This window comes from Actinomycetospora straminea (assembly GCF_028737255.1).
Classification (GTDB): Bacteria; Actinomycetota; Actinomycetes; order Mycobacteriales; family Pseudonocardiaceae; genus Actinomycetospora; species Actinomycetospora straminea.
Genome location: NZ_JAQZAN010000010.1, coordinates 1 through 12,422, shown reverse-complemented (window position 1 = coordinate 12,422; position 12,422 = coordinate 1). Strand labels below are relative to the sequence as shown.

The following is a 12,422-nucleotide window of genomic DNA, read 5'->3' as shown; positions in this document are numbered from 1 at the left end:
GCGTGGATCGACAGGGGCACCGACAGGCTCTTTCCTGCAGCCAATACACCCTTCGGCGCACTCCTCGGCGTGCTCGTTGTTTGCGCTCGGGTCAGCCGATTAGGCACCGCGGAGGTTGAGGACGGTGCGGGCTTCGTCGAGGTCGTCCTGCCAGGTCCAAAGCCGATAGGGTGGGTCGATCTGGTGGTAGCCGAAGAGTCCGAGGATCGTCCGGTCGCGCACGTCGATGCAGACGCGTCGGAAGGCTTGGGCGATACGTTCTGCGGGCGTAGGGGCGGGTCCGTTGGGTGGATCGGCGGCGCCGAGTTTGAGGCAGGCACGATACTCGTAGCCGAGCAGGACGTCCTGACCGAACTCGTCCCAGACGCCGAGCTTTCGTTCCCAGGCGTCTTCGGCCGCACGGACGGCGCGGTTGAGGTCGGCGTCGCGGGGCAGGGACGGGTAGATCGGGAAGAACGCGGCCCAGCCGGTCTCGATCAGCTGGAGGTTGAAGGTCCGTCGGCGCGGGTCGTCAGGGTGCGGGAGGGGCGCTTTGAGCCAGGGAGTGACGTAGGCCAGCAGACGCCCGTTCTCTTCGATGACCTCTCCGCTGACGACGATGCCGACCTTGCCGACGCCGGTGGTGGGGTCGATGACCAGTCTCTCGGCGCGCATCCGGGCGAACTCCTGGCCGGCGCGGGCGCCGGCGCCGAGGTGCTTGGCCGCTGCGTTAGTAACGAGCCGCTCGATGAGATGTTCGCGCAGGACTTCGTCGATGGCGTCGTAGTCGCCGTTCTCGAGTCGCTGTCGGCATCGGTCGAGGGTGGCTTGCGCGGTAGGAGCAGAGCCGCCGAGGTGGGTTTCAGGTGTGTCGATGGAAACCATGCGTACTGCCTGATCGATGTTGACCGTGTCGCCGTCGACACCGCGCAGTAGTGGTGCGTCGTACACCCGCCTGGTGTTGGGCGTGTACCCCAGCGCGATGTCGGTCATTAATAGCCCTTTCCGCTGACGGGTGGTCGAGCTCGATGCCGACGCACACGTGGTTTCTCGGCGAGAGGCCCCGCGGAGAGGGGGCGCCGTCGGCGCGAGCGGGGCCCAACGTCCCGTCGAGCAGCCCCCGGGCGGCAGGCTGCCACCCTCCGTGACGTCAGGCCAGGGTCGTGCCCCGTTCGGCGGCTCGCACCCGTCGAGGCTCCGCGCGGTCTTCTCCTGGTCTCACAGACCGTCGTCGAACTGCGTTGTTGTCAAGAGGCCGGGCCGTGCGGCGATGGTCCGTCAGGGACTCGAAACCCGAATGATGTACCAGGGGTAGGCGTTCCGGGGCGTGATGTCGGTGATGTCCAGGCCGGCGGCGCTCATCAGCTCCATCTGCGTCTGCGCGGTCTGGTCGTCGTTCTCCACGCATCGGAACCCGCTGCCGACACCTCGCTGCGTCTTCGGGCCCGGGTCGCGCAGCACCGTCAGGACGCGCGCGCCGGTCCCACCGTGCGCGGGCGCACGTGGGGCAGCCACCGGCGCTCGGTGCCGCTGAGTTCGTCGACGAGCTCGTTGATCGGGCGGACGTGCTCGGCGTACCGCCCGGCTTCCTGCTCGGCTCTGAAGGAGGCGTGGGCCATGCGTCGGATCCCGGCATGGTGCCGTACCCGCAGATGCCAGCTCGCGTGCCGATCGCTGGCCGCGCCGTGAAAGCCCGCTCGACTGCGACGAGCCGGCTGATTACCCTTCGCGAGCAATCGAGCTCGATGTCTACGTCTGAGGGGCCCGGGGCACGCACGCCGTCGATGAACCGGCCGTCCGGGTCGCCCACGACCACCCGGTCGACGTCATGTTCCCGATGGTCAGCACGGTCGACGAGCTCGTCGCCGCCCGCGGCGCGCTCGACACCGCGATCGACGCCGGCGGCCGGGGACGGCCCGCCGACCTTCGGGTGGGGATCATGGTCGAGGTCCCGGCGGCGGCGCTCAAGGCGGCCGCATTAGCGCCAATGGTCGACTTTCTCTCGATCGGCACCAACGACCTGCCCCAGTACGCCCTGGCCGCCGAGCGCGGCAACGACGCGGTCGCCGCGCTCGCCGACGCCCTCGACCCCGGGGTGCTCGCGCTAATCGCGGCGACCGCCGCGGGGGCCGGTGACCACGCGCTCGTCGCGGTGTGCGGCGAGGTGGCCGGCGACGAGCAGGCCGCCGCCCTGCTCCTGGGATTGGGGGTGCGCGAGCTGTCGGCGGCCCCCGCCGCCGTGGGCGTCGTCAAGCAGGCGGTGCGGGACGTCGACCTGGCCCGGGCGCGGGGGCTGGCGGCCGCGGCCCTGGCGTGTCCCGACGCCCGCGCGGTGCGGGAGCTGCTGCGCTGAGCGCCCTCGTCGTCACCCCGCGGAACCGGGCGGCGACGGCTCGTCCCGGTCCCTGGGCCGTCAGGGTGGCACTCGTTCCTCGCGGTCGTGCTCGGGCGCCATGCTCGTCGCGGGGCGAGGGGGGACCGATGTCGACGGCTGACTTCGTGCGGGCGCTCGGGCGCCACCTGAAACGGCGGATCGGGCTGTACTTCGAGATCGCCACCGCGGTGGTCGGCCTCGTGGTGTTCGTGGCGCAGTTCTTCCGGGACTTCTCCCAGAACACCCTGGTCGGGATCACGATCGGCCTGCTCGCGCTGCTGGCGATCACCGGGCTGATCGAGCGGATCACCCGGCTCGAGGACCTCGACACGAAGATCACCGCTGTCCACCAGGCCGTCAGCACGGGCAGCCTGGCGCGGAGCGTCGCCGACGCGGTCACCCGCGACGCGGAGCTCGAGACCCGGCTGGCGGAGGTGGGCGTCGCCGACGCGTCGCCGAACCTCGCGCGCACCTCGTGGACCGAGGAGGTGCGCAGGGCGACGTCGGTCCGGGTCCTCGCGAGCTGGACGGGGCCGGGCAACGACCTGGCCGAGGCGCTCAAGGGCGCCGTCACGAAGGGGGCGACGGCGCGTCTGCTCCTCCTCGACCCGGACTCCGACCACGCCGCCCAGCGCAGCGCCGAGCTTGGCAAGGCGTCGTCCTTCGCGACCGACCAGATCCGCGCCGAGCTGCAGAACTGGGACTGGAACTGTGAGACCAGCCCAGCGCTGGAGGCCGTGGAGACCCGGCTCTACGACGGCAACCCGGTCGTGTACCTCATCGGCTACGACGACGTCATCCTGCTGAGACTGTTCTGGCGCAAGCAGATGGCCGTGCACGCCCCGTTCCTGCGACTGCGGCTGACCCCCGAGGAACCCGGCGGCCGGACCCTCGCGCAGCTCGCCGACCGCCACTTCGAGGACCTGTGGCAGAACAGCCGCCCCCGGATCCGGCAGCACGCCGTCGGGCAGCAGTGACGATCAGCCCACGAGCACACCCCGTCACCGGTGGCCGACCGGGAACAAGTCCTTCGATCGGCTGGCCGAACTTGCGGGTCCTCTCCGCGACGTGACCGTCGAAATCTACGCGGGTCGGAAGTATGTTGATGCGATTGCGGAACCTCTCTCAGCTCTCGGGGTCGACCTCGTCAACCCGCTCACCGGCCCGGGAAGCGGGGAACGCCTTCACTGGTACGACACCTGCGCCGCACGTGAGTACTCAGTACTCGGTCGACCCTTCTCGCCGCTCAACGTCGGGCATCAGCGCGACTTGGAACATCGGTGGGCCGCTAAGTCTGTACTGCGCCGTGAGACGAACTGCGGGTCAGGTCCGATAACGCCCCCAGGTACGTCGCCAGACCGGAGCGCCCTGAGAGCGGATGGCGCGCATCACGAAGCTGCGTACCAGAGCAACTGGTCGAGCTCGAGAACGCTGATCCCGAGTTCATGGGCGGCCGCACCCGCGGCGACGAAGGCTGCAGGAGCGCTGGTCGCGGCGGTGTGAGTCCCAGAGCTGAGAGCTGCCGCAGGATGCGGGCGTCGGGCTTGATTGTGTCCTGGCCGCACAGCATGCGGGTGTAGGCGAAGAGGGCTGGCCCGATTCCGCTCACTGCTCCGACGTAGGGGTCTAGCCGCCAGGCGAGCTCCAGCCCAGCGGTGCCGCGTGCCCACGCCTGTGAGGCGCTGTCTTCATCTGCGATGTCGTGATCGCGCCCGTAGCGCAGCAGCGCAGAGGCCACGTTGATGACGGTGCTCGTTTCGCCCTGACGGGAGGCAAGGTCTCGGAACGACTCGGGATGGTCAGCGACCCAGGCCATGGTTGCCTTCTGATGGAGGTCCTCGATCCGCGAGAGCCAGGTCGTCAGCATCCCGCGGATTCGGGTGTCGTATCGACGCTGTCGAGAGAGCACGACCTCCAGCACCATGCGGCCCCGCCGGCCGTGGTTGCGGGCACCTACCGCTTCCGCGTTGGCACGAGCCTCGTCGGCGTTGGCTTCCCAGCGGGCCCGGAGCTCTTCGATTGCTGGCGCCCAACCCTCCGTTCTGCGCAGCGCGCTGAGGCCAAGGAAGGACTCGGGAGGCTGATTGGTCATGCCGTACGTTCGATCGTGGCGAAGTGCAGCTCAAGCCGGGCGACCTCACGTCACCCGAAGGGGATGCCCAGCCCGACGAAGACTGTGGCCCAGGTCCGGCCGCGGCGGTAGGCAACCGGTTCTATGTCGCGCGCACGCAACGCCTTCCGTGCGTCGCCGCGACGTACGACCGCGGAGCTTTCTGAGAATTGTACGGGAAGTGCTCGCACGATTGCCTCTAGCGATCGTAGTAGCGCTCTGCCGCCGAGAAGGCCTCATCGAACTTCTTCCAGTTGACCCATCCCCTAGTACCCATGTATGCGCGCCAATCTTCGTGCGTGTCGAGCAATCTCGAGAGCGGTATGAAGTAGTAACGATCGAGACTGCGAAGGCCATCCTTGGTCAAGGCCCATTGTTCGTTGACGACTTCGACCAGATTCTCGAGATACCCGTACTCGGCACCTGACAAGCCATGTCGGACGACCTTCACAAGCTTCTGCAACCTGGAGTTGAGGTCCTGGTCGTAGCCGTAGGAGATCGCGTGATCGTCCGCGAGTTGCGGGTCGAGCATCGTCCAAGGAGGAAGCGGGTCGTCATCGGACCAGGTCGCGCGCCCAACCTCCTGTCCAGAAGGAGCCAGTCTGCGTAGGACTAGGTTGTCGTCGCCCCCGCTAAGCCACACTTCTTCCCCTGAGCTTCTCCGCTCGACGAGCACGCCGTCGCTCGCCAAAATCCCCGACTTCATCGCGTCTAGGACCTGATCTCGGAGCACGGCCGTTGGCGCCTCGAATCCACCGTCTCCATGGTCTACGTGAACCCCTTCGCGATAAACGAGGTTCCGACCCACGGTGGAGTCGAGTTCCCGTAGGTCTTGGGAATTGCTGATCGAGCGCTCCTCAGTCTTCTGCAATCGCTTCTCAAACAGGCGACCGAGGGCGGCAAGCGGAACAACGAGCAGGAACGCGGAGCCAACCTGGAGCAAGAGATTGGAAAGGTACGAGCTATCTTCATAAAGCCAACCCGAGGCGATGAGGAGCAAGCCTACGAGGGTGCCGCCACCAACCCAGTACAGTCCGTGATTGGCACGTAACGGCGCGCGAAGGAGGCGACGGACCGTCTGCAGCACCTGAATGCCCCCTTGTCCTCGGCTCACGCGAGGGGTCAGATTGTCCGTGACCACGACCTCGTCGTCAACGAATGGAGCTCAGTCAAGATGGATCAAGCACGCCCGGTCCAACTGGGCAACAAGGTCGTTGGCTCACGAGTGTCGTTCAACCTCGACGGTTTCCGTGATCGGAAATCCTACCGAGAGGAGATCGGGCGAGTACTCGCTTCGCACCAGGCTCGTCTGCTCACCCTTGTCGGGCGTCGTGGAATTGGGAAGAGTGCACTCGCGGCGCGCGTGCTGGCCGGCCTGGAGAAAGACGTTTGGCCCCACACAGACGAGCGTCTTCCCGTCGCTGGCCTCGCCTACATCAGTGTTCGACGCGACGGCTTCTCCCTCGAGACAATCTACTTCAACTGTACTCGACTCTTCACGGCAGACACGGCGGCAAGGCTTCGAACGTATTGGTCACACCTACCCGGAACCATCGAAAAACTCCAACGGCTCTTCGACGAGATGGCTGGGGCCGTCTACATCGTCCTGCTCGACAACCTGGAAGACGTACTCACCGACGAGGGTCGGCCTGCGAGTACCGACCTCTCGGAATTCCTCGACGCCTTATTCCGCTCAGATGCACACCCTCGTGTGCTTGTGACATCTCGCATACCCCTGCGGTTGGAGTCAGGGCTCCAACGTAACAATCTAATTATGTCTTTGGATGACGGCTTACCGACCGACGAGGCGGTCGAGTTCATGCGTGAACTCGACCCCAACGCAACACTTGGCATTCGTGACGCTAGCGAACAGAAGCTCGCGGCCGCCGCCGAGAAACTGCACGGGGTTCCGCGAGCGATGGAGCTCGTGGTGGGTGCACTTGAGCACGACTATTTGACGCTACCAAGCTTTGACGAGCTAGTGAACAATTTCGCAGAGCGGCCCGACATCGTCGCAGGACTGGTCCATGACCAGCACGAGACCCTAAATGACGACGAGACACTGGTGTTGATGACGTTGAGCGCTCGGCGTCGGCCGACCTCGACCGAGACCGTCGAGTGGACGCTGAAGCCTTTCGCTCCCCACCTCGACGTGCCGCCAGTACTTTCGGCGCTGGCACGGCGCCACCTCGTTTCGTTCGACCGCAGGGAGCGTGTTTGGGAACTTCATCCTCTTGATTCCGACCTTCTCGACGCGCGGCTACGGGGCGATCCAGAGCTGCACAACAAGGTTCACCGAAGAATCGCCGAGTGGCATTCTGCGCGGCAGGTAAAGCCGTCGGAATGGACATCCCCCGAGGATCTTAACGCACATCGTAGAGAATTCGATCACAGGATTCGCGCTGGCGACCTTTCTGAAGGAACCTCCATCCTAGCTCGTGTATGGCAATTTCTTGTCTGGCACGGCTCGGTCAGGTCGGTGTCGCAGATGGTCGACGACCTCGGCCCGATTGCCGCGAGGGAGCGAGTGGTGCTTCCAGCGGCGGCGTTCGTCAGGCTTATCGAGGGTCCAGAGAGTGAGTGCATTGCACTCCTCGAGCCATTGCGCGCCGAGCTCGAAGTAGAAGAGAGTCGCGAGGCAGCACAGGCCTTGATGGCACTTGGTGATGTATATCGTCGTATGTACCGTCTGGCGGAGGCAGCCGTGGTGCTCCGTGTAGCGGCTACAAAGTTCGGGCGCCTCGGCGATGTTCGCTGGCGCTTCCACACACTACTGGTGCTGGGCCTGGCCCATGCGTCCGGAGGCGAGGTCGCCGAGGCAGGCGACATCTCCGAGACAATTGGGTCAGAGCTAGAGCTGAACAACGACGAGTCCCTGGGTCGCCTCCATGACCTGCGCGAGATGGTCGCCATCGCGGGCGAGCAGTGGGCGGAGGCCTATGAGCATGGTGCGAGCGCGGCTGCTCACTATGAGAGGGCCGGCGTCCTCGAGGCCTTGGGCTACGTTTACAACGGGATGGGTTTGGCACGCCTCGGGGAAGGAGCTTTCGATGATGCCATCTACTGGTTCACCCGTGGCAGTCAAGAAGGCGGCATCGCCATAGGTGACTCGCGTATCGAAGGTTTGTGCCTGCTCAATTTGGCGTGCGCGCATCTTTCGGAGCGGGATTATGACGCTGCGGCGGTAGCGGCGGGCTCTGCTCGGCGTGCATTCGCGGTCTATGGCAGTGAGGAGGCGGAGCTCGCAGAGCTAGCACTCAATGCATCGATTGCCGGCTCTTCCGGCGATGATCGTGCCGTGAGGCAGCATGTGCAGACGCTCGTTCGCTCTCGACCGCCTAATGTGGACCTGTATCCTGCGCAGGTATTGGAAACGAACTGCCTCGCCAAGTGATCGGCAGCCGCTGGTCTAGAGTGAAAGCTCGAACGGTAGCAGCTAACGAGCCCTTGTGCACGACGCTACGACGCGCTGACGACATGTAGGACCGAACTTCTAGGCGATGACATGGCCAGAGAATTGCGCATACCATCGAACCTGATCACAGATGCGTTCAACGCTATGTCTGGAGATCCTCAGACTGCCATTCGAGCGGCTCAGAACTTCAAGTCGAAGAAGGCATGGGTAGCCTGGCAAGCATCTCAGGCAGGAGCAGCAGGCGGTGCGGCCGCGGCCGTACCGGGTCTCCACTTGCCGGCTTTGGCCGCCGACTTGGCCTTCTTAATGTACAAGATGTCATTCTGTAGTTGGGGTATCGGACAGATATACGGCTGTAAAGTCGAGGGCAAGTACGACTTTGCTGTCATTTTAGCGCTGTGGGCGGGATCGCTGACCGAGAATGAGCTGCCTGAAGCTATTGGAGCAGGAGTCGCCGTGGGGGCACTAGCTGTGCCTCTGGCTGTTGGCATCTCACAGTACGGAGTAGCTGGAGTTGCGGGCAAGTTGGCAGGTACAGGGGCATCGGTTGCCGCAAGTGCTGGCGTCACGAAGCTCGGCCTCAAGAGTGCGGCAAAGAGTGCTGGCACAGTGGCGGGTGGGCTCGCGGGCAATGCGACAACGAAGCTCGTCGAGAAAGCGGCAACGAAGCTCGGGCCCAAGATTGCCGCGAAGCTGACATCAAAGAGTGTCGCGGGATTTTTGCCGTTTGCGGGCCCTGTCTTTGGTGCGGGCATCAACGCCTACTTCGTCAGGAGCATATCGAAGGCAGCGAGTGCCTACTACTTGGAGAAGAAGGCCCTGGTCGGGGCGGTGCCGTCGTGAACGGCTGCGCGCGATGATGGTTCGCTACAGCCCAAACAACACCTTCGGCTACATTCTTCTTGACCGGCATCGTGGCGTTGCCCGAGCGTACGCTCCTTTCCCACGCCCGAGACTGAAAGTCGCCCTGGGACGGTGGGTGCTGTGGCGCTCGTGGTCCGAGCGGCGAGGCAGTGCAGAGCTGTTCGGACGGGGCCTTCGGCTACGTCCGGAACCAGATAACCCGCACGGCTTCGATCATCGTCTCCAGTGCTTCCTCAAGTTCAGGTACCTCCGTGCTTCGGCGAGCGAGAACACGGTGTCGTCGTCGCCGGGTTCGAGCAGATGCTGGTAGGACCGGACGTGGGTGATGGGGAGCCGGCTGAGCACGGCCACGTCGGTCAGGCGGGGAGCGTTGCCGTCGAACTCAGCGACGTTGCCGACGTCCGTTCCGGGGGGTAGGGCCGATGAAGTCGGACTGCTGGCGTCACCATCAGGGGGCCGCCGCACACTGACGGGGCGCGCTTGCTCGCGGCAGCTTGACAGAGGTGCTGCTAGGAACTCGGGCATTGACTGAAGAAGTTTCGTTAGTCCGAGCTCGATGTCCTTGAGTTAGACGTATCGCAGTACGGCGCGCCGCGGGGGTGGATGCGGTCGGCGATTTACGTCGCCGGCCCGGATTCGGGCGACGTGGCCGTCGTACCCCAGGCTGGGTCGTCGGGTGTCCCGCTCTTACTCCGACGTCGCCCTTGCTCGTGGCCCCGGTGGGCAGCGGCGTCGAGGATCCCGCTGCAGTCAAACGCCAAGCCCGCCTCGGGGCCGACTTCTGTCGAGGCGTACCGACATGCCCGTCGGAGCCACTCTCGACCTCTATACGGAACGGCACGCATACTTCTCGGGCGAGGGCCGCAGGGGCGTCTACTTCCGGCGGTCGACCGTCTTCTGGCGAGCGTCGTCCTCAAGACGCCTGCGCTGCTCGTAGATACGGCGCGCCTCTGCTTCATCGCCCTGCCGCGTCTCTGCGCGTTCCCGGATGAGCTCTCCCTAGTAATCGGCACCAGACATGAGTACTCCTCCGGAGATGGCGGCTATTATGCCAGGGCCCACGGTCGCGCGCGCCCACTCGAGGAGTCAATACTCTGTTCGAGGCGCCATGTTTGCCAACCGTGTGACTCACTCTGCGAACCCATGTGGCTACAAGGGCGAGCGCGGCGCAGAGCCTCTAGCGGATAGGTGCTGATGCTGCTTGGCTCTGGCTCCCGACGTGCTCCGAATGCCTGAGTCACCGCTGACCACAGAACAGGCGAGCGTGCTGCGCTGACCAGGCACAGGTCGGGCTTATAACGAGGTGCTCATCGAGCGCGACAGAGTCCTCACCGGAGGAGGCTGCCCGCGTTTTGGTCGAGGAGACGTAGGGGCCGGTTCGGGACCCCCTCCTTGCCGATGCCCAGCCCAATCTCTCAGGCCCCACTCGAGGACCAGACCACCGAGTTCAACTCGCGCGCGACGCTCGATTGTTGGACGGCTCCCCCCGCGCGGGCGCTTCACTACGGTGCGGTTGAGCGGCTCGCGGACGGCTATCACGGCTGGCGGGATGGGCGGCGGGCCCTTCCAATCGTCGTGGAGGCCGGCGAGCGAGAGGGTCGTGCGGCTATGTCGACGGATGGCCCTCCCAGTGCTCCGCCGACCCTGCTGCCGTCGGTAACGCCCTGGACGGACGAGCTTCGCCGTGCCGCGGAGACCAGGATCGGGGAGGGGAAGGTCGATCACGAGCGTGAGATGGCTGTTCTCCTTTCCTGGTTCACAGCTACCTCCGTGGCCCCGTCGAGCCAGCACCTGACCGCCGACGGTGGCGAGGGCACGCGCACGGCCCTGCGGCGTTCCCTCGACGCCACCGCCGAGCGACGGTGGTCGAGCTGCCATCGTGACGGTGCCGGTCCCTCCCCCCGGGACGACGTCCGGGACCGGCCCACGCGTCCGCGCTGAGCTCGAAGGAGCCGGTGCCGCGAGCCGCCCAGCAGCGTCAGGTCCACGCGGCTGTCGTGCTTTGGTGACTACGCAGTGGCCGGCGGCGCTCAAGGGCAAGATTGTCTCCAGGTCCCACCTCTTCGAGACATGCGGTCGCAGCAGTCGCCGCAGCTCCGCGCGCGCGGCCAGCGGCAGCGGGCTCGTCCGCCCGACGACCCGGAGCCGGTCACGCCGATCGCGGCCGAGAACCAGAGCTTCTGGCTGATCGAGGGTGCCGAACACGCCGCCGATGACGGCCTCGGTCGTGCTGCGGGCCCGCAATTCTGCCAGCCGCGGACGCCGGGGCGGTACCGCTGGTCACGGCGTTTCGCGACGACGCCCTCGATGCCGGGCGGCTGGTCATGCAACCAGGCGCCGGCCGCGTCCGGGTCGGTGGTCATGGGCATCAGCCCCACGCCGCGGGGCGCCTCGAGCAGGACGTCCTCGAGCACCTGACGGCGCTCGTCGTACGACGCCGCACGCAGGTCGCGGCCGTCGTGCTCCAGGATGTCGAAAGCGACCAGGGCCGCCGGCACCTCGGCGGCGAGCATTGCCGCGCCCGCAGGGGCCGAATGACGCAGGCGCTGCTGCAGCGCCGCGAAATGCACGCCATCGGCCTGGGCGATGACGAGCTCCCCGTCGAGGGTCAGCCCGGGCGGCAGGAGCCGGGCGGCTGCCACGACCTCGGGGAAGTAGCGCCCAAGTGGCTTGGCGCGGCGCGAGTCGAGGCGCTCGTCGCCGAACTCGCTGATCGACAGCAGGCAGCGGAAGTCGTCGAGCTTGGGCTCGTAGGCCCACGGCCCCTCGGTGGGCGGAGGACGTCGACCGGCCGCGAGAGCATCACCGCGACCTTCTCGACCACCGCGAGATTCTCACCGAGGGTCGCCGAACTGCGCCGGTCGTGGAGCTATCTGCGCCGAACGAGCGGTGGACGTAGGGCACGGCGACGAAGCGTCTTGGAGGTGTGGACATCGCGCAGAAGCGCAGACACTGGCCGATCGTGCATTGCGGTCGCGCTACAGCGGATGGTCGGTGACGTTCCGGCGCTTGACCGGGCTCTCGTAGCCGGCGGGCAGCGGGCCGGGGAACTGTGGAGCTGGCTCGCGGATCGGGTCGTGCACCAAGCGCTCCGCGGCGCGGGCAGCGTGCTCCCACACCCGCGGTGATGTCGGGCGCTCGCGCCAGTCCTCGGCGAGGGTCTCCAGCAACGCGCCCAGCGCGTCGGCCGACTCGCGGTCCAGCCCGGCGAACCCGCCCGGCCCGCGCCGGCGCACCACCTCGGCGGCTTCGATCATCTGCTCGGCCTCGAGCCGGGGCTGCTCCCGGCACCGGAGCTCGGCGGGCTGGACCACAAGCACCTCCTGGACAGGACGGAAGGGGGCCCGTCCGCGGGGGAAGCGCGGAACGCCCCCAGCGTGGCTCGGCCGGCCGACACGGGCGTCCCGGCCCCTGCCCGCAGGCCCACCTGTCGCCGAAGCGGGCCCGCCTGTTGGCCGGTACGCGCCGCCCGCGCGGCGCTCCTCATGGCCGGGCGGCCGGGGCGCCTGCGGCGCGAGATCGACGCCGCTGCGCGGCGGCCGGCGCTGGAGGGCCCCGGGAGCTTGATCGGGCCGTTCCTCACGGTCAAGGGCGCCACGCGTCGCTGCGCGACCAGCCTCCGGCTGGCCCTTGACAACCCCATGTCAACCCCGGGGTGGGTCGTTCCCGTCGTGGGCAGT

At 66.5% G+C, this 12,422-nt stretch carries 9 protein-coding genes and 3 pseudogenes; 5 read left to right on the top strand and 7 right to left on the bottom strand.

The window, feature by feature from the left end:
• Positions 1-99: 99 nt before the first annotated feature.
• The 3 genes from PH190_RS14815 to PH190_RS14805 all read right to left on the bottom strand — a co-directional run bounded on the left by PH190_RS14815 (position 100) and on the right by PH190_RS14805 (position 1,598).
• Positions 100-972 carry a thermonuclease family protein gene (locus PH190_RS14815; RefSeq protein ID WP_274232296.1) on the bottom strand — a complete coding sequence of 291 codons (873 nt, stop codon included), beginning with the start codon at positions 970-972 and terminating at the stop codon, positions 100-102.
• 285 nt (positions 973-1,257) lie between these two features.
• On the bottom strand, positions 1,258-1,383 hold the full coding sequence (locus tag PH190_RS14810) for a uracil-DNA glycosylase family protein (protein WP_274232295.1): 126 nt from the start codon (positions 1,381-1,383) through the stop codon (positions 1,258-1,260).
• A 59-nt stretch (positions 1,384-1,442) separates the two neighbouring features.
• Positions 1,443-1,598, bottom strand: coding sequence for a hypothetical protein (locus PH190_RS14805; RefSeq protein WP_274232294.1), 156 nt, complete (start codon positions 1,596-1,598; stop codon positions 1,443-1,445).
• Positions 1,599-1,789: 191 nt separating this feature from the next.
• On the opposite strand from PH190_RS14805, the pseudogene PH190_RS14800 reads away from it, so the two are divergent.
• The 3 genes and pseudogenes from PH190_RS14800 to PH190_RS30815 form a co-directional block, all read left to right on the top strand.
• Positions 1,790-2,332 (top strand): annotated as a pseudogene (locus tag PH190_RS14800) (putative PEP-binding protein); the annotation flags it as partial.
• Positions 2,333-2,460: 128 nt separating this feature from the next.
• Positions 2,461-3,330 (top strand): hypothetical protein, encoded by an 870-nt coding sequence (locus PH190_RS14795; RefSeq protein ID WP_274232293.1) that lies wholly within the window; start codon positions 2,461-2,463, stop codon positions 3,328-3,330.
• A gap of 37 nt (positions 3,331-3,367) precedes the next feature.
• Positions 3,368-3,538: pseudogene (locus PH190_RS30815) on the top strand (hypothetical protein); the annotation flags it as partial.
• A gap of 103 nt (positions 3,539-3,641) precedes the next feature.
• Here PH190_RS30815 and PH190_RS14790 read toward each other — a convergent pair.
• Both PH190_RS14790 and PH190_RS14785 read right to left on the bottom strand, forming a co-directional pair.
• Complete coding sequence (locus PH190_RS14790) at positions 3,642-4,445, bottom strand: hypothetical protein (protein WP_274232292.1); 804 nt, start codon at positions 4,443-4,445, stop codon at positions 3,642-3,644.
• A gap of 217 nt (positions 4,446-4,662) precedes the next feature.
• On the bottom strand, positions 4,663-5,463 hold the full coding sequence (locus tag PH190_RS14785) for a hypothetical protein (protein WP_274232291.1): 801 nt from the start codon (positions 5,461-5,463) through the stop codon (positions 4,663-4,665).
• Positions 5,464-5,637: 174 nt separating this feature from the next.
• On the opposite strand from PH190_RS14785, the gene PH190_RS14780 reads away from it, so the two are divergent.
• Together PH190_RS14780 and PH190_RS14775 are read left to right on the top strand one after the other, a co-directional pair.
• Complete coding sequence (locus PH190_RS14780; RefSeq protein ID WP_274232290.1) at positions 5,638-7,857, top strand: hypothetical protein; 2,220 nt, start codon at positions 5,638-5,640, stop codon at positions 7,855-7,857.
• Positions 7,858-7,968: 111 nt separating this feature from the next.
• Positions 7,969-8,721 (top strand): hypothetical protein, encoded by a 753-nt coding sequence (locus PH190_RS14775; protein WP_274232289.1) that lies wholly within the window; start codon positions 7,969-7,971, stop codon positions 8,719-8,721.
• A 2,051-nt stretch (positions 8,722-10,772) separates the two neighbouring features.
• On the opposite strand, the pseudogene PH190_RS14770 reads toward PH190_RS14775, so the two are convergent.
• Positions 10,773-11,495, bottom strand: a pseudogene (locus PH190_RS14770) (ATP-dependent DNA ligase); the annotation flags it as partial.
• Positions 11,496-11,720: 225 nt separating this feature from the next.
• Positions 11,721-12,056 carry a hypothetical protein gene (locus PH190_RS14765; protein WP_274232288.1) on the bottom strand — a complete coding sequence of 112 codons (336 nt, stop codon included), beginning with the start codon at positions 12,054-12,056 and terminating at the stop codon, positions 11,721-11,723.
• Positions 12,057-12,422: the final 366 nt, after the last annotated feature.